The sequence below is a fragment of the Daejeonella sp. genome (genome assembly GCF_037719425.1).
In the GTDB taxonomy this organism is placed as follows: domain Bacteria; phylum Bacteroidota; class Bacteroidia; order Sphingobacteriales; family Sphingobacteriaceae; genus Daejeonella.
Window position 1 is genome coordinate 1 of sequence record NZ_JBBJNI010000073.1, and the last position, 19,543, is coordinate 19,543.

Genomic DNA, 19,543 nt, shown 5'->3' on the forward strand with positions numbered 1-19,543 from the left:
TACATTTTCAAGCGAAGAAGAACGCGGCAGTAGGTTAAAGGTCTGGAAAACAAACCCGATCTCCTGGTTTCGTACCTCAGCAAGCTCGTTGTCGGTCATCTCGCTGACCTGGTTCCCGTTTAGTATGTATACACCTTTTGTTGGGGTATCAAGGCAGCCAAGAATATTCATCAGTGTCGATTTTCCCGAACCCGACGGGCCCATTAGCGCCACAAACTCACCCTTATCAATCGTTAATGTAACTGATTTCAAGGCATGGATTGTCTCGGCCCCAATGACATATTTTCTACCGATATCTGATAAAGTAATAAGAGACTCTTTGGCCATACTGTTTTGTTTTTAGACTGACGGCATCCCTGTATTGTTACAGAGCGTGATGAATTTACTGTTTATTGATCACTTTAGCTACACGGAAATATTTGCCGTCGTGTTTTGGCGCGTTCTGCAGAGCATCTTCCCGGCTTATCACCTGAATAACCTCGTCTTCACGTACCACATTCACCTCATCGTTCATATAGATCAAAGGCTCCACGTTATCGGTATTAACCTCGTTAAGCTTATCCATAAAGGTCAGGATGTTATTCATATCATTTAGAAGCCCCTGCTTATCCTCTTCCTTAACTTCCAGCCTTGCCAGGTGAGCTACTTTATCTATTGTATCCAGGTTTATCTTCATTGTATTATGCTATTTCCTCCGGATCATTTATCCGGTAATTATTAAAACGCTGCTCCATCATCGCAAAAACTTTATCCCTCAGCACTTCTGCATCTGCAGGAAGCATTCCGGTAGTTTCTATCGGAGCGTGGATGTAAATATCGCAAATCCCCGGCATACTTCCATATCTGGCGCCGTCATCCCACATTAATTCCCAGTTATTTTGGATAGTTATGGGTAGAATCGGTACACCCCGGTCAATTGCCAGCTTAAACGGACCGTTCTTAAAAAGCTGAAGCACTGGCGGATAATGCCCGCTGATCATGCCTTCAGGAAATATGACCACGTGTTTTCCTTCATTGATACTTTCCTCCGCCTTTTTGAATGCCCGGAAGGCCGACATTTTACTTTCGCGGTTTAGGGGAATATCTATCGTTCTGAAATATATGCCGGTTATAAAGTTTTTCAGCAACTCCTCTTTTCCAATGAACACCATGTTCTTTTTAGCAAGGAGCATCACCGCGGTGATATCAAGGTTGGAGGTATGGTTGCCACAAATAATATACGTTTTGGTCCAGTCGACTTCCTGCTCATAGGTGAACCGGTAAAAGATCCCTGCCAGGGTGGTGCTTACAAAACTGAAAGCCCTCCGCACGCTGTTCATCCCTTTGAAATTTACTGGCTTGCGTGAAAAGATATAGATCAGTGGGTACAGAATAATAAAAGTCAGTGCAAGCAGTATTAAAAAATAATAAAGGTGCACCTTCTTCAGAAATCTCTTCATGCTGATCAAAAATAGAAAATTCCCGAACAAATCCTTACTTTCGCCCCTATATGGAAACTGTTGTAAGTGGCATCCGGAGCACCGGGAAACTGCATTTAGGGAATTTTTACGGAGCTGTTAAAAACTTCGTGCAGATGCAGCACGAGTATAATTGCTATTTTTTCATAGCCGATTATCACTCGCTGACCACCCACCCTACTCCCGCGGATCTTCACGGCAACGTTCGCCAGGTGCTTGTCGAGTATCTTGCAGCAGGCATAGATCCCGAAAAGGCAACCATATATGTTCAGTCTGATGTTCCCGAGATCGCTGAACTTTACCTGTATCTTAATATGAATGCTTACAAGGGAGAGCTCGAAAGAAGCACTTCTTTTAAAGATAAAGTGCGTGCGCATCCGGATAATATAAATGCAGGGCTTCTCACTTATCCTGTGCTTATGGCTGCGGATATCCTGATCCACAAGGCTACAAAAGTTCCGGTTGGTAAAGACCAGGAGCAGCACCTTGAAATGTCAAGAACTTTCGGCAACCGCTTTAATCGCTTATACAACAACGAATATTTCCCTGAACCGTATGCTTTCAGTTTTTCTGAAAAGCTGGTTAAGGTGCCGGGCCTCGATGGCAAAGGTAAAATGGGAAAATCGGAAGGAGAAGGTAATGCGGTGTATCTTTCAGATGAACCGGAAGTGATCCGTAAAAAGGTTATGCGCGCCGTAACAGACGCTGGCCCTACAGAGGAGAACCAGCCAAAAGCCGAAGCGATACAGAACCTCTTTGATCTTTTGAAAGTAGTGTCAGCTCCTGATACCTATTCTCATTTTGAAAGTCTTTATAATAGCTGTCAGATCCGGTATGGAGATTTTAAGAAGCAGCTTGCCGAAGATATGATCCTGGCAACGGCGCCTATCCGTGAAAAGATCAGAGAGATTGATGGCGACGATACTTACCTCAGGCAAGTAGCCCGTTTTGGAGCCATCAAAGCACGTGAAAGCGCCGCTAAGACGATCAGGCAAGTCCGCGAGATCATCGGCTTTAAAAGTTTTTAACGTTTTTGCCGGAATAAAAAAACAATTTGTATTTTCAAACTCGCTTTGCGCCTGCCGCTTGGCACTTACCTTATATATATCATGCATATTGCTATCGTTGGAAACATTGGGGCTGGCAAAACTACCCTTACAGAATTGCTTGCCAAGCACTTAGGGTATGAGGCCCAGTTTGAAGCTGTTGATAATAACCCTTACCTGGAAGATTTCTATAGTGATATGAAAAGATGGAGCTTTAATCTCCAGATCTATTTTCTTAACAGCCGTTTCCAACAGATCCTTGAGCTGCAAAGAACCAACAAGAATATAATCCAGGATCGTACGATCTACGAGGATGCCTATATTTTTGCCGAGAACTTACATGATATGGGATTGATGACCTCCCGCGATTATGATAATTATGCCGCTATTTTCGAAAACATCACCTCATTTATAAAACCTCCCGATCTTTTGATCTTCCTGAGGGCTTCTGTACCTACCCTGGTTAATAATATTCAAAGAAGGGGCCGGGAATATGAAGCAGGGATCCGTCTCGATTATCTTTCTAAGCTGAACGAGAAATACAAAAAATGGATCGATTCCTATACCCAGGGAAAGCTCCTTGTTCTCGATAAAGACAAGCTCGACTTTGCTAATAATCCGGAAGATCTCGGATTTGTAATAAACAGCATCGAGCGGGAAATACATGGGCTCTTTTAGGAACACCTGAATCTCTACGGATGAAGATACTTGGAATTATACCCGCACGTTTCGCATCCAGCCGCTTTCCGGGAAAGCCTTTGGCCGACATCGCCGGCAAAAGTATGATCCGGCGTGTTTATGAGCAGTGCCGTAAATCTTCAAGCCTCCATAAAGTTATTGTTGCCACAGATGACCAGCGCATACTGGATCATGTAAAAAGCTTTGGCGGAGATGTAGTAATGACATCGGAAGATCATGTGAGCGGAACGGACCGTTGCAATGAGGTAGCAAGTCAATTTCCTGAGTTCGATATCTGCATTAATATTCAGGGAGATGAGCCGCTCATCGATCCGTTGCAGATAGACTTGGTGTGTCAATGCTTTATGGTTAAAGATGTCGAGTTGGCCACACTTGTAAAGAAAATTACAATTACGGACGAGCTCTTTAATCCAAACACTCCGAAGGTGATCTTTAACAAAGATATGGAGGCAATCTATTTCAGCAGAAACACCATTCCTTTTCTCAGAAATTCAGTTCAGGATAATTGGCTGAAGGACCACACCTATTACAAGCATATCGGGATCTATGGCTACCGGACCTCTACCCTTGCGGAGATCACCAGGCTGGAAATGTCTGCCCTGGAAAAAGCCGAAGCATTGGAACAATTGCGATGGGTGGAAAATGGCTATAAGATAAAAGTCGCCGTAACAGATAAAGAAAGCCAGGCGATCGATACTCCTGAAGACCTTAAAAAGCTTCTGTCCCACCTGAAACCTGACACCTGATACCTCAAACCACACCATGAAATTACCCCTCCTGATCCTCTCCATCATCATGATCACTCAATCGACCCAGGCGCAGCTGGAAAAGAGACTTGACTCAGTTATTACAAGTACGATCCAGCCAGGGGAACCGGGAATTGCTCTGTATGTTGAGAATAATGGAAAAGTGATCTATAAAAATGGCTTTGGCCTTGACAATACCAATGGCAAAAGGATAAAGGCTACCACAAATTTCAGGATGGCATCTGTATCCAAGCAGTTTACTGCGATGGCGATCCTGCTTCTTGAAAAAGATGGTAAGATTTCGTTCGATGATCCTATATCCCGCTTCTTCCCCGAAATACCGTCCGTAGTTGGTAACAAGGTCCTGCTAAGGCATTTGCTTACGCATTCATCAGGGATTATTGATTATGAAGCCATAATGGACGATTCGAAAACAACCCAGCTGCTTGACGCGGATGTGCTGACTCTTCTATCAAAACAGGACACGACTTATTTTGCGCCGGGAAGCAAATTCCGCTACAGCAACTCAGCTTATGCTCTCCTTGCGCTGATCACCGAAAGGATTTCAGGTCAAACATTGCCCGGTTTTATGAAGGAGCGCATCTTCAGGCCGCTTAAAATGAAAAACTCGCTGATGTATGAGGCCAGTACTACGATCCCAAACCGGGCCTTAGGATTTGCGAGGGACAGCAATAAAAAGCTGTATGCCAATGATCAGAGCTCTACCAGCGCGGTCAAAGGAGATGGAGGCGTTTACACGTCTTTAAATGATTACAGCAAGTGGACCCATGGGATATGGAATAAAACCCTGGTTGATCTGCCTGCAGTGTTAAAAAAACTGAATTTCCCGATAAAACAGGTTACAGGAAGTTTTTACGGCCCGGGATGGTTTTATTTCGATAAAGATCAGCCTTCTTTTTTTCATTCAGGCAGCACCTGTGGGTTCAGCACATACTCGATCAATATTCCCGGAACAAAGACGTCCATCGTTTACTATTCCAACATAGCGAACAATTCGGCTCCCTGGAAGAAGATACTGGAAGTGCTTGCAAGCGAAGGAGTCGCCAATCCCACCCAGATTTTTCAATTGCACGAGCTAACCCGGTGATACTACCTTTTTACAAATCGCAAACATTCTTTTAGTTAAACTTGCATCGTAAATAACATTGACGTTAATTCCGGCCTAACAATGAACGAGGATTTTTTCAGGCATATATTTCAAAAGCAGCAGGATGCAGATGAAGTGCCGTCCAATAAAGAGATCTCCAGGTGGGCAACAGACCTGATCAGGCTGATCTTTCCTGAGCAATCCAAACGCCCTTTTGATTCGATAGAGGCACTTAAAAGCCAGTTCGGACAGCTGGAAGAAGAACTTTCCAGGATCATGGTCTCTACTAAAGCCTGCGACCATTGCAATCATGCACAGTTATCGAAAAAATTCTTTGCGCAGATCCCGGACCTGTACCGCATCTTGAATACAGATATTCAGGCCATCTTTAACGGAGATCCCGCTGCAAAAAGCGAGTTCGAGGTTATCAGGGCTTACCCGGGCTTTTATGCGATCTCGTTTTACCGCATGGCGCACGCATTGTCTCTGCTTGATGTACCTCTTATCCCCAGGATTCTTACAGAATATGCACATTCCAAAACTGGAATAGATATACATCCCGGTGCCGACATCGATGAATTTTTCCATATCGATCACGGAACGGGTGTGGTTATCGGTGAGACCTGCAAGATCGGCAAGCATGTAAAGCTCTACCAGGGTGTTACCATGGGCGCTTTAAGTGTTGATAAAAGTATGGCCAATACCAAGCGCCATCCTACCGTCGAAGACCATGTTGTTATTTATTCCGGGGCTACGATACTGGGGGGCGAAACTATTATCGGGCATCACAGTATTATTGGCGGAAACGTCTGGCTTACCAAAAGCGTTCCTCCCGGATCATCTGTTTATAATACTGCCGACGTGGTGATCTCCACAGGAAGGAAAATAAATCTATAGAATGGCTGGTATAATTGATTTTGTTGGCAACACTCCACAGGTTGAGATCAAAAGGCTGAACCCTAACCCTAATGTTAAGATCTATGCGAAGCTGGAAGGAAATAATCCGGGCGGCAGCGTTAAAGATCGTGCAGCATTAAACATGATCCAAAGTGCCCTCGCGCGCGGGGATATAAAAAAGGGGATCCCATTAATTGAAGCTACCAGCGGAAATACAGGGATTGCCCTGGCTATGATGGCAAGGCTTTATGACCTGGAAATCGAGCTGGTAATGCCGTCGAATTCAACCAAAGAGCGCACCCTTACTATGGAAGCCTATGGAGCAAAAGTGACGTTACTGGACGGCATTGAGGCCTGCCGTGATTACGCCGACGAAAAAGCAGCCTCCGGAAAAAGATTTATGCTAAACCAGTTTGCCAATCCCGACAATTATCTTGCACATTATAAAACTACAGCACCCGAGATCTGGAAAGATACTGATGGAAAGATCACGCATTTTGTGAGCTCAATGGGTACTACCGGAACTATCATGGGATGCTCAAAGTATTTCAAAGAACAAAATCCTGGAATAACCATTGTAGGATGTCAGCCTACTGAAGATTCTTCTATTCCTGGAATCCGTCGTTGGCCGGAAGCTTACCTCCCTAAAATATTTGATCCCAACCGTGTAGACCGCATCATGGATATTTCGGAAAAGGAAGCCGTATCAATGACAAGAGAACTTGCGAGGACTGAAGCGATCTTCGCCGGCATGAGCAGTGGCGGCGCAGCTTCTGCTGCGATCCGGCTTGCCAAGGAACTCGATAATGGGGTTATTGTGTTCATTGTCTGCGACCGTGGTGACAGATATTTGTCGAGCCAGCTGTTTGGGTAAGAATCTTTTCTTATTTTGGTTCCACTATAAATTCAATCATGGAAGAATCTAAACCTGGCCAGATCCTCTGGCATGACCTGACAGTCGATAACGCTGAAGAAGTAAGCAATTTTTACAATGGAGTTCTGGGCTGGGAAAAAGAAGGTCTGAGTATGGGTGATTATGATGATTTCGTAATTAAAAGCTCCAAAGACGGCGATGTGGTTGCTGGTGTTTGCCATGCGCGCGGAGGCAATAAAGACATCCCCCCTCAATGGCTGATGTATGTAAAAGTTGTTAATCTCGACTCAAGCCTTGCAAAGTGTGTGAAGCTGGGCGGTAAAGTGCTGGGAGAAAAACGCAAAATGGGTGAAGCATATTACGGCCTGATTCAGGATCCTGCAGGCGCGTATATGATGCTATGCGAATAAGATTTAGCTGATATTCTTGATTCTCAGAAACTGTCGGTTTTCGATATGATTATGAACGATACGGTCCACTATCTCTGAGGTGATATTGGGATAATCCACTTCAACGGTCCGGGCGTTCTCTATCCAGTTAGCGATGACCATGTCATACTTGCTCTTGAGGCTTTTGATCACAGGCACACCCATATCTTTGAGAGCAGCGGCGTTTAACTGCTGTTCATATTGATTTCTCATGGGAATCACCAGAAGCTTTTTCTTCATGAACAATGCCTCGGCTGGTGTTTCAAAACCGGCGCCGCATAATACTCCAGCAGAACCAGCCATGCTTTTAATAAACTTATCGTTATGAATAGGCTGGATGGATACATTTTTACTTTTGAATGCCTTCCTGTTATGCTTTGAAAAAACATCCCACTGTACGTTATTAAACTGACTAAGCTTTAAGATAAGCCTTCTATCATCGTATGCCGGTAAGTAAACGGTGTAGTGGTCACCGGCGTCAATCGCGTGATCTCTTACCTGCTTCCGAATCACAGGAGTATAAATATCCTTGGCGTAAGGCTTAAAATGAAACCCGTACTGAACTGTATTGGGGGCATAATTCTTTAGAATAAATTTGCCCATCATATCCGTCACATCCGGCGCCGGGGCGTCATCAGCAAGGACTGCTGCCTGATGGCTAAGACCAATGCACGGTACATTTCTTGTATAACAAGCCCATGCAGAAACAGGTTCAAAATCGTTGATAACCAAGTCGTATTTCTCGACAGGAAGGTCCTTAACTTCTTTTATAAGCTTTCTGCCTTTAGACCGGATGAGGGTCTTCCATAGATCTACACCGCCGTTCCTGCCAAAAATAAAACTCAGGCCATGCAGCTTGTACTTAATGGGAAATGGGATAGTAAGATCACTTTGAATTCCGCTAACGACAATATCAACGTCACCATGCTTCATGAGGCATGGAATAACGTCCATAGCTCTGCTTAAATGGCCATTGCCTGTTCCCTGAATAGCGTATAAGATCTTCATTCGATTTCTCAGGCTAAGTTATAAATTACATTACTTATATAACCATTGAAAGTAATGGATGTTTACAAGCATGAAACTTTATTAACTTAGAAAGTATAACGAATGTCTAAAATTACTTAGGAACCGGCGCATTTATCACTGCAGGTTCTTCTGTTTCTTCTACTACTCCTTCTTTAGCATTTTTGAACTCTTTTATGCCTTTACCAAGGCCGCGCATAAGTTCAGGTAATTTCTTGCCCCCAAAAAGAAGAAGAACGACTACCCCTATCATAATTAATTCCGGACCACCTAATCCCATAATGTTAAATTTTAGTTTGTTATCGGATATACGTGGGAATTACCCCCTCGGTTTTATAAACGGCAGGTAAATATATCTCATCCTAAATCTGCTGCTCTAAGTTCTGCGTATATTACCATTTATCTCAGAAAATATGGATGTTGCAACTGAAAACAAACGGGTTGAAGCTGTTCAGCGTTATTTGAAATTTAACGTCGATAGACAAAAGGATCTGCAGGAAATAGTTATGCTGGCCTCTGTTATCTGCAACACCCCAATAGCTTTGATCACGCTTATGGACTATGACATTCAGCTAATCAAAGCTGGAATAGGCACGAAGCAAACCGTAATGCCCCGAAGCTCATCATTTTGCACTCATGCAATCGAAGTTGATGAAATAATGGTTGTAAAAGATGCAAGCAAGGACGAGCGATTTGCAAATGCACCTGTAGTAGCAAATGATCCGCATATAAGATTCTATGCGAGTGCAAATCTGAAATCCTATGATGGATATAACGTTGGAACGCTCTGTGTTTACGATACCCATCCAAAAGAGCTGAGCCAGCAACAGTTGGAGTGCCTTTCCGCATTAGCCAACCAGGTAAGCCACATTATGGAACTTGATCGCAGTCTCAAGCAGGTGAAAGAACAGAATAAGATCCTTCGCGAAGTGGCAAGAATTGAGTCACATGAATTAAGGCAGCCTGTAGCTTCAATTATGGGACTCATGTTGTTAATGAAAGAAACACCCTACACTGAGGAGCCTGAATATCTGGAACTTCTAGATCGGTCCGTCAATCAACTGGACGAGAGGATCAGGCGGATTGTAAGTCAGGTAAATAATTATTCAAGTTAGTCATTTACGAGTCAATGATAAGAGCTCTTTTAAATTACAAGCTGACGGACAGGTATCTTATCTCTGCAAATATAAATAAAACCCGATTTCTCCATTTTTGAATAATTTAGAACACAAAAAGAGAGGCTGTCTTCTCAGACAGCCTCTCTTTCTTAATATATCCTCCTAACTACTATAATAGAAGGATCAATAATAAAATAACAATAATGATTGCACCCACAGAAAGATAAATTCCTCCGTTCATTGCCTTCGCTTCTTTTTTCATTTCCGTAAGTTCATTACGAAGTGCTTTGCGTTCTGAACTATTAAGCTCCGATCTGTCAATGCTTTTGATCTCTTCAATTCTTCTCGTGATCTCTGCAAGGCGGACTTTTTGATTCTCAGTCATTTCAGGTTTAGACTTAGCATCTTTTGCCATTACTGAAGGGGCTGATAACATTAACATTAATGCTGTAGCCAGGAAGTAAATTTTCTTTTTCATTTCGTTTGTTTTAGGTGTTTTTGAATAAACAGTAAGTTTTAGAAAATGTTTAGGAATTAATTATAAGTGTTGATACAAATATTATTCCACAGACATAATTTAATGAAAAAGAAAGAGAATTAATTTCCGGTCAGGCTATTCTCTACTTTAAAAGATGGGCTGTCAAAGTAGACCAGTTTCTTGGGATGTTTGAATGCATGATTTTGGATCATATTTCTAATGTAATCATTTGAAGGATGGACCGTCAACTGGTCTTTAAGTTGCGCAATATTATCAATTTGCTGCTCTTCCGGAATGAAGCCCATACCGTAAAAAACGCCCTTTTCCATCAATACACAGCTCTTTTCAGACAGAGTCCTGCCCTTATCGATGAGGGCGAAGCTAGGCAGGACATTATTTAGATGCACAGTTGAACTGAGAACCCGGGCATTATATTCGTCTTTTGATTCTTTTTGTTCGCATGCCCCCAGGCATGAACCCTCACCGATTCCTAAACACTGGTCATTATTCCGCTGAATAAAGCACAATTTAGGACACAAGTTAAAATCCTTAACCAAATGTTTAATCAGGGCATAGCCTTCGGAAATGGAATTGAAGGTATAAACCGGCTTTGAAAATTTCGTTCTCCTGTCAACGGCCAGCCTTAGATAGCCATTCTGATCTTCAAACACATAGAGGCCATACGAATGTTCGAAGCGTTTGAGAGCGCGGTTGTGCGCCGGCCATAAGCGCTTGATCTCAACTGCCTCCATAATAAAAGACATGAGTTCGGTGGCGCATTCCGCAAATGTTATGTGATGAATATCCCTTAGGAAATCCTGCTTTTGCCGGCCCGGTTTATTATTAGCGAAATGGCTGTTAACCCTCTTTCTTATATCTATAGCCTTACCAACATATACCACCTTTGCCTTACTGTTGTGGAAATAATAGATTCCGGGAACCGAGGGCAATTTATCAATGTCCTCCTTCGGCAAATGCGGCGGAAGAGACTGCTCTTTAGAACGCTGATTAAGGGCCTTTGCAATATGTCCTTCAGTGTCGTTTTGGAGAAGCATTGAGAATAAGCAAGCTGTTGCTGCTGCATCTCCCATCGCACGGTGACGGTCGATCAGATCGATCCCGACCTGCTTGCAAAGTTTCCCCAGGCTGTATGAACTGAAGCCGGGCATAATTTTCCGGCTTAACCTTACGGTACATATTTTCTTTGTCTGCAATACATAGCCCGCTGCTGCGAGATGGTATCTCAGAAACGAAAAGTCAAAGTTCACATTGTGGGCAACAAAGATCTTATCCTGAAGCAAAGCGAAAATTTCTGCTGCTGCCTGTTTGAAAGTAGGTGCAGAACTTACCATTTCGTTACTTATCCCGGTGAGCGCCTGAATGTAGATGGGAATGGGGATCAGCGGGTTTATAAGAGTACTGAAGCGCTGAGTTACTTGCTCACCATCGTGAATCAAAATAGCTACCTCAGTAATGCCATTTGCGCTGGCATGGCCTCCGGTAGTTTCAATATCGACAATGGCGTACATATTTGTTTTTTGAAGAGATATCAAATATAAGCAAAGGTTTGAAAACTAATAATTTTAGCAGGAATGTTTATCGTTATTTTTTCAATGGCTTGAGCAGATACTCCAGCCCATTTAGCTTGATCTCGTACATGGTAGCTAACAGCACTCCTATCTTTCCTTCGGGGAATCCATTATTCTCATACCAAACGAGGTAATATTCAGGAATGTCGCATATAAGCCTTCCCTTGTATTTGCCATAAGGCATGTAAACACTAACGAGGTCTTTAAGTATTTGGGGATTCACTTAGAGCTGCTTTGCGTTTGAATATGAACTGAAGATAAAGGAATGCGACGAATGTTAATGCAGCAACGATATAAAACGTTGGCGGGATCATTTGCACGTCACTTATATACAAAGCTCCCGCAAAGAATGCACCTAAGCCGATCCCCGCTTCAAGGGCGATATACATCGTAGCGACCGCTTTACCCCGATGGTCCGGATGGCTCATATCGATAATGAACGCGGTAAGCGCTGGAGAAAGCATACCGGTGGCAACTCCGTATAATGCAGCGGCACACATCAGATAAAACGGCGAACTCGACAGTCCGATTAAGACTAGAGCGGTAACCAGGAGAAGCAAAGAGAATTTAATAATGCTGACCCGTCCTACCCTATCAGACATTTTGCCCGATAAAAATCTGATCATAAGGGACGAGACAGTAAAGACCATGAAGAATAAGCCCTTGTTAGCTACTCCTAAATGAGTTCCCCAGTCAGAGATCACCGTGAGGATTGCGCCGAAGCTGAGGTACGATAAAAAGGTTATAAAAGCTCCTCCAATAACTCTCTTTTCAATGATCTCCCTCCGGTTTATTTTGAGCAGGGCTAGTTTGAATCGTTCTTTTTTTACAAGAGTTTCTTTCATGTTCATCAGGATCACGATAGAAAGCATGGCAAAGACTGATGAACAATAGAACAGTGCATTAATTGAAAACCGTTCAGACAGTTCACTTCCTATAGCCGGACCGATTGCAAGGCCGGTACTAAAGCATAATCCGTGGATCCCCATTGCCTCGCCCCAGCGGTTTCCCGGAACAATATCAGCAACGTAAGCGGCGGTCGCTGTAGGTTTAAAGCCTGTTGAGAACCCATGGAACAACCTGAGCCATAAGAATCCGGCAATGGACGTTAAAAGAGGATACAACAAGCCGCATATTACACATACAAGTGATCCAACAGCCATAACTGGTACCCGTCCGATCTTATCTGTCAATTTTCCGCTAAAGGGTCTGGATATCCCTGCTGTAAGGGTAAATAAAGCGATGATATAACCCTTGTATTCTGCACCCCCAAGACTTGCCAGGTATGCCGGAAGTTCAGGGATCAGCATATTAAAACTTGCCGAAAACAGGAAAGAGCTCATGCACAGCAACCCAAACTGGAGATTGTAGATGGGGTGGCGTTGGTCGGGCATAAAAAGCTGGAGGTAGGATGCAAAAGTATAAAAAAGATTAAAAAGATGGCCGCGTATTCATCTATTGTTAATAGTTTTGCCGCGCACAACACGATCTATGCCGCTACTCAGGTTTCTAACGCTTCTAATTTTAATTCTAACAGTTCAAACATCTTATGGGCAAAGCAGTTCTGAGTTAAAAAAACGTAAAGATGCGATCAACAGGGAAATCGAGTCATTAAAAAAGAGCCGGAGCAAAATTGATAAGAACAAGAAGCTTTCACTCTCCCAGATAAACTTATTGAATACCCAAATCAGGCTACGGGAGGAAAAGATAGGAACGATCAATTCTGAGATCAAAATGCTTGACAATAAGATAACTACTAATACTTCAGAAGTACGATCGCTGCAATCAGACCTGAGCAGGCTAAAAAATGAGTACGCAAAGATGATACTGTTTGCCTTCCGGAACAAGGGGTCCTACAACAAGATGATGTTTGTTTTTGCCGCGAAAGATTTCAACCAGGCTTACATGCGGCTAAAATATATCCAGCAGGTTGGCCGGTTCAGGAAATCACAGGCGAAATATATTGAGACTACCCAGGTTACTTTAAAAAAGCAAATATCAATCCTTGACGAAAATAAAAAGGAAAAGGGCCACCTTCTTAGTGATCACCTCACGGAGAAGCAGACATTAGGGAAGGATAAAGATGAGCAGTCCAAAATCCTTAATAATCTAACCAAACAGCAAAAAACGTTACAAACGCAGCTAACAAAAAAGCAAAAAGAGGCGTCCAGTCTAAACAGCGCTATCCAGGAAGCCATCCGCAAAGAGATATTAGCCGAGCAGCGTAAGGCAGCTGAACGTGCCCGTCTCGAAAAAGCCCGTCTCGAAAAAGTGCGGCTTGCAAAACTCGCCGCTGCGGCAAAAGCTAACACAAAGTCGACCGTTAAAATCCCTGCTGCAGCGGCTCCCAAATCTGTCGCAAAAGTAGCTCTCGGCACATCGGTGCTGGCGTCCAGCCCGGAAGATGCAAAGCTATCCAGCAGCTTCATGGACAACAGGGGACGGCTTCAAAAACCCGCTCAGGGTATTATTACCCAAGGTTTCGGACAGTATAAATATAAATCAAATGTAACACTGTTCAATTCCGGGATCAACATTAAAACTGCGGCAGGTGCGCCGGTACACGCTATCTTCGAAGGTCAGGTGAGCCAGGTGTTTATGGTGCTCAATAACTACGCGGTGATGATAAGGCACGGAGAATATTTCACTATCTATTCCAAGCGATCCTGCAGAGGGTATCAGTGAAATGCAATTTCAGATCTGGAAAGGCAGAAACCCGGTCGACCCCTCGGGCTGGGTTCGATAATAAAATCGCGCTAACCACAATTTACAGGTGAACATCTTCGTATTAATTTATAGTAACTTTTAAATTAATTTAAAGTCTATGTATAAAAATGTATTTTTGCAGGATTTTTAAAAAACAAGGATGCCGAAACAAGAACAAACTGCAGTTGTAAGTTTATGGAAAAACAACTGGCAATCAACTGATTACAGAAGGAAATTAATCTCCGGTCTGATAATCATTTCTCTGATACTCATTACAATGCCTTTTTTTTATCAGGCAATTGAACAGAGAAACGGAATAAAATTTAACGATTATTTACTTCAGTGGCTTCCAGCATACGATCTTTCTCGTTTCATGTTTGTTACCATCTGGTCGATGGCCTTGCTAACCTTTCATCGTTTTAAGCAAAATCCCCAAATATTTTTAACATTCTTATGGGGATTCATTTTGATAAACCTCTCCAGGTTTGTTTCCATAGGGCTTGTCCCGCTTAACGCTCCTGACAACTTTATGGCTATCCACGATCCAATATCCAACTACTTTTACGGGCCTAAACTCATTACCAAAGATCTCTTCTTCTCGGGGCACACAGCGGCCATGTTCCTCATGTTCTTATGCCTTAAGAAACGGTCGGATAAGATTTTGGCTTTTATCGCCACAATCGTGATCGGTATAGCTGTGCTTATCCAACATGTCCATTACACGATAGATGTTTTAATGGCACCAATAATCACATACTTTTTATGGATTGCGGCAAAGAAAATCGTTAAATCCTGATATCAAGTTTTGAAATTCTTTTCTATCAGCAACTGTATAACCCCATCCACCAAGCCCACGCGTGGTACATAGATCTGCTTTACCCCTGCCCACTTCATTACGGTCAGGTATATTTCTGCAGCTGGAATTATTACGTCTGCGCGGTCAGAATTAAGCCCTAACACGTTGATCCTGTCTTTCAGTGTGAAAGAATTAAGGTAAGTGTATAAAGACTGCAGTTTGGCAAAAGTGATGGGATCATTATCCTTGCCATCCGCCATGCGGAAAAGCTTGTTTATATTGCCGCCGGTGCCTATTCCGGAGAGATTTTTATAATTCTGCACGTTGCTCCTCACCCATTCTTTCATTTCAGCCCAGGTTTCAGCTTTATCCTGATTGTCCAGAATGCGTATTCCGCCCAGATTAAAAGAACGGGAAGCAATTAACTCTCCGTCGCTGAAGACAGACAGTTCCGTGCTTCCTCCGCCTACATCGATATACAAATAGTTCTTCTTGCGTTCCAGGCTTAACTCTATGTGACTGGCATATATAATGTTCGCTTCGCGCTGGCCTGCTACGATCTCGAGATCAATGGAAGCTTCCTTTTTTATCTGACGGACAATACGCTGGCCATTCTTGGCCTCTCTCATTGCTGAGGTAGCACACGCCATATAATCAGTCACCTTATATACATCCATAAGGTGCCGGAACGCGATCATTGTTTTAACAAGTTCTTCGTTCTTTTTTTCTGAGATGTTCTTTTCCAGAAAAGCGTCATCCCCCAAACGAAGGGGAACACGTATCAGGGTGTTTTTTTTAAACGAAACCTCATTACCGTTTTGTATAATATCCGCAATAAGCAGTCTTACAGCATTTGATCCAATATCTATAGCAGCGTATCTCAATGGCTTATTTCTTATATTTCAGGTATGTATAAATATCGAGCTGTGCCCGGTTCTCAGTCTTAAGCCTGTTCTTCTTATAGCGGTTGTTGTTCAGCTGGTTTATTTCCCTGGCTTTTGAATTATCCCTAAGCTGAATATCGATGATATCCCGAATCTCAGATCTAACCAATGGATCCAATATTGGAAATCCGACTTCAACACGATGGTCGAGATTACGTGCCATAAGGTCTGCCGACGATAGGAAAATCTTCTCATTTCCATTGTTACCAAAGATCCACACACGGGCATGTTCGAGAAACCGGTCGATTATACTTCTAACTTCAATATTCTCACTGTAACCCTGCACGCCAGGCACGAGACAGCACATTCCTCTGATGATTAGATTAATCTTTACGCCTGCGTTGTTAGCATCATAAAGTTTTGCAATCATATCCTCGTCGGTAAGACTGTTCATTTTTAAAATAATGTAAGCCTCTTTACGGGATTTGGCTATTTTGATCTCCGAATCGATAAGATCATGTATCTTCTGACGGCTTTCAAGCGGAGATACAACGAGGTTCTCAAAACCGCGGTAAAACACCTTCTTTTGAAGGCCGTCAAATAACTTACCTAATTCCTTGGTGATCAATGGATTTGCGGTAAACACGCTATGGTCACAATACAGAGAAGCAGTTTTCTCGTTAAAATTCCCTGTAGCAAGGTTGGCATAATAAACCATCTTGCCTTTTTCCATCCTGCCCACAAGGCAAATCTTAGAATGCACTTTATAGTCCAGCATTCCATAGTTAACCTCAATCCCTTCATCCTCGAGCCTGTTGGTCCAGAAAATATTGGCTTGCTCATCAAAACGGGCTTTTAACTCAAGCAGACAGTTTACTTTTTTACCGTTTTTGGCTGCATTAATTAAGGCGTGAATAACACGGGAATTCTCTGCAAGGCGGTAAAGTGTAATACTTATTTCCTTGACCTTCGGATCAATCGCTGCTTCCCTCAAAAAGTGAATAATATAATCGAACGATTGATAAGGTAAGTTGATTAGATAATCGCGCTTAGCAATCTGGGCAAAGATACTGGTGACACTTGACAAGTTGGCCACCGGCAAGGGCACGAGCCTTGGATACTCGAGTTCAGGTCCGCCAACATTTGGAAAGCTGATAAAATCCTTGAAGTTATGGTACCGGTTACCCGGGATAAGCCCGTCGGCTGATAGATCCAGTTCAGCTACCAGATGCGTCAGCATATCCAGCGGCATATCTGTATCATAAAGCAGTCGCATGGGTTTACCCTTACCACGCTTTTGAAGGCTTTTAGAAAGTGCATCTATAAACTTTTCGCTAACATGCCTGTCGAGATCCAGTTCAGCATCACGGGTAAGTTGGATTGAATATGCTTCAATTGTATCGTAGTCGAAAATGAAGAATATATCGTCCAGACAATACCTGATAATGTCATCAATGAGGGTAATGAACTTAAGATTATTAGTCTCTGGAAGGACAATAAACCTGTTTGAACCGTCAGTGGGAATTTCAATTAAAGCAAACTTATGCTTCTCCTTATTTTTGTTTTTAGTCAGCTTAACGAAAAAGTATATAGCCCTGTCCTTAAGCTGCGGAAAGGGCGCGTCTTTGTCTATCATCACCGGCACTAGCGTCGACAGCACTTTATTTCTAAAATACTCCCTAACGAACTGTCCCCTCGACACATTCATCTGCTTTTCATTGATGATGAATATCTTCTGACGCTCAAGTTCCTTTACAATATCATCTTCATAAAGATGATTGAACTTCCGTTCCTGGCGAACCACAATCGTTTTGATTTGATTTAAGGTCTTGCGGGGGTTATAACCGAGAATCTCCTTCGACTTTGTGTTCAAATTAGAAAGCCGGCTAAGAGTTGCTACTCTTACCCGGTAAAATTCGTCGAGATTAGAAGAAAATATTGCTAGAAAACGAATACGCTCTACAAGCGGAACTGTCTTGTCCGCAGCCTCTTGCAACACCCGGTCATTAAATGACAACCAGCTAACCTCACGATTGATAAGCGGAATATTCTTAGGCATCTGGTATAAATAAACAGTCCCGTACCTTACGGACGGGACTGTGAAAATCTCAATTTTATATTAATTTATTGTTAAAAGCACATTAACTCTGTTTACAAGTAAACAATTAGTTTACAGATTAGTTTTTAGCAGCGCGACCGGAAGTGCTCTTTGCGGGCGATGTTTTTGCTACGGGTGATGTAACGGCTTTGCGGGTTGCTGGCTTTTTAGCTGCTGTTTTTGGGGCTGCAGGTTTCTTTGCTGTTTTTGCTTTTGCAGCCGCGGGCTTCGCTGGCGAAGACGCAGCAGATTTAGCGGCAGGCTTTGCAGCCCTTGCCTTTGTCGGCGCAGCCTTAGTTGTTTTTCTTACTGCAGGCTTAGCAGAAACTGTTTTTGGCGCGCCAACAGAGCTGGCTGCTTTAGTGCCGGACACTTCTGCCTTTGCGGCTGCTGTTGTGGCTTTTGCTACAACTTTCTCAGCTTTAACAACTGCCGAGGTTACTTTTCTTTTCGGTGAAGTGATTTGTTTTTTCGGCTTCTTAGCCTTCGCTTTTTTACTGCTTTCGAGCTTTTCTTCTACCGCAATTTTTACTTCGTGATATTTATCTGAAAGTTTTTCAGCAACAACTTTGCTTGCCTTTTTAATTTCTTTAGATAGCTTTTCTGCATCAAGCCCTAGTCCCTTCAGTGCCTCAAGAAACTTGTCGGAGATTGACGTTTCAAGTTGCTTTTTGACTGCGCGTTTAGAAACTTTTTTTACAGCTTTCTTAGATGTTTTTGCTTTATTTGCTTTCATGTTTTAGGATTTCTTTTAAAGACTTAACTTAGACTTGTTAAGTTAAATATATTAACAAAAGTTTTATTAACCAATAGAATAATAATTATGCCAACATTTGATATCGTAAGCAAAATTGATGGGCAAACGCTCGACAACGCTATAAACACTGCAAAAAAAGAGATACTCAACCGGTATGATTTTAACGATTCAAAAAGCAGTGTTGAACTGGATAAAAAAACCAATGAAATAACGGTCATTACAGAAAATGATATGCGATTGAAAGCTATTCAGGATGCAATCATTTCAAAGATGGTTAAACACAACCTTGATCCAGGCAGTATGGACCTTGGAAAAGAAGAATATGCATCTGGCAATATGCTTCGGAAGGAGATTAAGATCAGAGAGGGGATTGATAAGGAAATCGCAAAAAAAATAGTCAAAAGCATAAAAGATAGCGGACTAAAAGTACAGGCTTCTATCATGGATGATCAGGTTCGTGTGCAGGCGAAAAAAATTGATGATCTACAGGCAGTAATCGCGCTATGCAGAAAGGAAGATTTTGGGCAGCCGCTGCAGTATATTAATATGAGGAATTAATTGGTTTCGTGTTATGGGTGAGAGTGAAAGGAAAATGTTGCTGTCAGCGTGCCGGCGCTGTTTGTTGTAGAGCGGCCGCGACAGGTCGCAGGTAAACGGAAGTGAACACTACGAAGTAGAATACCTTGCAAAAACATTAGGCGCGTCGCCGGAGCAGGTTCGAGAAGCTATCAGTGCTGTTGGTAACTACCGCAAAAAAATGGAAGAATATTTGAAGATGTAGTTTTTTAGAAAGTTTCTGGGTTATGCCACGCAAGTGATGTCCTCTTACTATGCAC

General features: G+C 42.8%; 23 protein-coding genes. 11 read left to right on the forward strand and 12 right to left on the reverse strand.

Translation table 11 applies throughout. The features are described 5' to 3' along the window. The 3 genes from WKF69_RS10925 to WKF69_RS10935 form a co-directional block, all read right to left on the reverse strand. Window positions 1–327: ABC transporter ATP-binding protein (locus WKF69_RS10925; protein WP_340381844.1), on the reverse strand; the 327-nt coding region annotated here is incomplete at its 3' end. Window positions 328–382: 55 nt separating this feature from the next. Beyond that, complete coding sequence (gene gatC, locus WKF69_RS10930) at window positions 383–676, reverse strand: Asp-tRNA(Asn)/Glu-tRNA(Gln) amidotransferase subunit GatC (RefSeq protein WP_340381846.1); 294 nt, start codon at window positions 674–676, stop codon at window positions 383–385. 4 nt (window positions 677–680) lie between these two features. Further along, window positions 681–1,439: a lysophospholipid acyltransferase family protein gene (locus WKF69_RS10935; RefSeq protein WP_340381848.1), complete on the reverse strand. Its 759-nt coding sequence runs from the start codon at window positions 1,437–1,439 to the stop codon at window positions 681–683. Window positions 1,440–1,489: 50 nt separating this feature from the next. Between WKF69_RS10935 and trpS the strand changes: the two genes are divergently transcribed. The 7 genes from trpS (at window position 1,490) to WKF69_RS10970 (ending at window position 7,237) form a co-directional block, all read left to right on the forward strand. Then, window positions 1,490–2,485, forward strand: coding sequence for a tryptophan--tRNA ligase (gene trpS, locus WKF69_RS10940; RefSeq protein ID WP_340381849.1), 996 nt, complete (start codon window positions 1,490–1,492; stop codon window positions 2,483–2,485). An 81-nt stretch (window positions 2,486–2,566) separates the two neighbouring features. Next, window positions 2,567–3,181 (forward strand): deoxynucleoside kinase, encoded by a 615-nt coding sequence (locus tag WKF69_RS10945; protein WP_340381851.1) that lies wholly within the window; start codon window positions 2,567–2,569, stop codon window positions 3,179–3,181. A gap of 20 nt (window positions 3,182–3,201) precedes the next feature. Then, entirely contained in the window at window positions 3,202–3,948 is a 747-nt protein-coding gene (kdsB, locus tag WKF69_RS10950) for a 3-deoxy-manno-octulosonate cytidylyltransferase (RefSeq protein WP_340381853.1), read from the forward strand. Window positions 3,949–3,964: 16 nt separating this feature from the next. Beyond that, entirely contained in the window at window positions 3,965–5,056 is a 1,092-nt protein-coding gene (locus WKF69_RS10955; protein WP_340381855.1) for a serine hydrolase domain-containing protein, read from the forward strand. Window positions 5,057–5,137: 81 nt separating this feature from the next. Next, on the forward strand, window positions 5,138–5,953 hold the full coding sequence (locus tag WKF69_RS10960; protein WP_340381857.1) for a serine acetyltransferase: 816 nt from the start codon (window positions 5,138–5,140) through the stop codon (window positions 5,951–5,953). Window position 5,954: 1 nt separating this feature from the next. Beyond that, window positions 5,955–6,827 carry a cysteine synthase CysM gene (gene cysM / locus WKF69_RS10965; RefSeq protein ID WP_340381859.1) on the forward strand — a complete coding sequence of 291 codons (873 nt, stop codon included), beginning with the start codon at window positions 5,955–5,957 and terminating at the stop codon, window positions 6,825–6,827. 38 nt (window positions 6,828–6,865) lie between these two features. Next, a complete protein-coding gene (locus tag WKF69_RS10970) occupies window positions 6,866–7,237 on the forward strand; it encodes a VOC family protein (RefSeq protein ID WP_340381862.1) in 372 nt (123 codons plus the stop codon). 3 nt (window positions 7,238–7,240) lie between these two features. On the opposite strand, the gene WKF69_RS10975 is transcribed toward WKF69_RS10970, so the two are convergent. Beyond that, complete coding sequence (locus WKF69_RS10975) at window positions 7,241–8,263, reverse strand: glycosyltransferase family protein (protein ID WP_340381864.1); 1,023 nt, start codon at window positions 8,261–8,263, stop codon at window positions 7,241–7,243. Window positions 8,264–8,375: 112 nt separating this feature from the next. Next, the gene (locus WKF69_RS10980) at window positions 8,376–8,561 is read right to left on the reverse strand and encodes a twin-arginine translocase TatA/TatE family subunit (protein WP_340381866.1); all 186 of its coding nucleotides are present in this window, start codon (window positions 8,559–8,561) and stop codon (window positions 8,376–8,378) included. Window positions 8,562–8,694: 133 nt separating this feature from the next. Here WKF69_RS10980 and WKF69_RS10985 point away from each other — a divergent pair, with 133 nt between their 5' ends. Further along, the gene (locus WKF69_RS10985) at window positions 8,695–9,396 is read left to right on the forward strand and encodes a GAF domain-containing protein (protein WP_340381868.1); all 702 of its coding nucleotides are present in this window, start codon (window positions 8,695–8,697) and stop codon (window positions 9,394–9,396) included. 172 nt (window positions 9,397–9,568) lie between these two features. Here WKF69_RS10985 and WKF69_RS10990 read toward each other — a convergent pair whose 3' ends face one another. The 4 genes from WKF69_RS10990 to WKF69_RS11005 all read right to left on the reverse strand — a co-directional run bounded on the left by WKF69_RS10990 (window position 9,569) and on the right by WKF69_RS11005 (window position 12,809). Beyond that, a complete protein-coding gene (locus tag WKF69_RS10990; protein ID WP_340381870.1) occupies window positions 9,569–9,877 on the reverse strand; it encodes a hypothetical protein in 309 nt (102 codons plus the stop codon). Between the two features lie 119 nt (window positions 9,878–9,996). Beyond that, window positions 9,997–11,406 (reverse strand): exonuclease domain-containing protein, encoded by a 1,410-nt coding sequence (locus tag WKF69_RS10995; protein WP_340381873.1) that lies wholly within the window; start codon window positions 11,404–11,406, stop codon window positions 9,997–9,999. A 73-nt stretch (window positions 11,407–11,479) separates the two neighbouring features. Next, window positions 11,480–11,689, reverse strand: a complete 210-nt coding sequence (locus WKF69_RS11000) for a DUF3820 family protein (protein ID WP_340381874.1) — start codon at window positions 11,687–11,689, stop codon at window positions 11,480–11,482. After that, complete coding sequence (locus WKF69_RS11005) at window positions 11,670–12,809, reverse strand: MFS transporter (RefSeq protein ID WP_340381876.1); 1,140 nt, start codon at window positions 12,807–12,809, stop codon at window positions 11,670–11,672. Before WKF69_RS11005 ends, WKF69_RS11000 begins: the two co-directional genes overlap by 20 nt. 148 nt (window positions 12,810–12,957) lie before the next feature. On the opposite strand from WKF69_RS11005, the gene WKF69_RS11010 reads away from it, so the two are divergent. Together WKF69_RS11010 and WKF69_RS11015 are read left to right on the forward strand one after the other, a co-directional pair. Beyond that, on the forward strand, window positions 12,958–14,151 hold the full coding sequence (locus WKF69_RS11010; protein ID WP_340381878.1) for a peptidase M23: 1,194 nt from the start codon (window positions 12,958–12,960) through the stop codon (window positions 14,149–14,151). 181 nt (window positions 14,152–14,332) lie between these two features. Continuing rightward, a complete protein-coding gene (locus WKF69_RS11015; RefSeq protein ID WP_340381880.1) occupies window positions 14,333–14,968 on the forward strand; it encodes a phosphatase PAP2-related protein in 636 nt (211 codons plus the stop codon). A gap of 2 nt (window positions 14,969–14,970) precedes the next feature. Here the strand turns inward: WKF69_RS11015 and WKF69_RS11020 are convergent, their stop codons facing one another. The 3 genes from WKF69_RS11020 to WKF69_RS11030 form a co-directional block, all read right to left on the reverse strand. Then, entirely contained in the window at window positions 14,971–15,852 is an 882-nt protein-coding gene (locus tag WKF69_RS11020; RefSeq protein ID WP_340381882.1) for an exopolyphosphatase, read from the reverse strand. Between the two features lie 4 nt (window positions 15,853–15,856). Beyond that, window positions 15,857–17,911, reverse strand: a complete 2,055-nt coding sequence (gene ppk1 / locus WKF69_RS11025) for a polyphosphate kinase 1 (protein ID WP_340381884.1) — start codon at window positions 17,909–17,911, stop codon at window positions 15,857–15,859. A 118-nt stretch (window positions 17,912–18,029) separates the two neighbouring features. Further along, window positions 18,030–18,686 carry a hypothetical protein gene (locus WKF69_RS11030; protein ID WP_340381886.1) on the reverse strand — a complete coding sequence of 219 codons (657 nt, stop codon included), beginning with the start codon at window positions 18,684–18,686 and terminating at the stop codon, window positions 18,030–18,032. A gap of 87 nt (window positions 18,687–18,773) precedes the next feature. Here WKF69_RS11030 and WKF69_RS11035 point away from each other — a divergent pair, with 87 nt between their 5' ends. Next, window positions 18,774–19,265: a YajQ family cyclic di-GMP-binding protein gene (locus tag WKF69_RS11035; protein ID WP_340381887.1), complete on the forward strand. Its 492-nt coding sequence runs from the start codon at window positions 18,774–18,776 to the stop codon at window positions 19,263–19,265. Window positions 19,266–19,543: the final 278 nt, after the last annotated feature.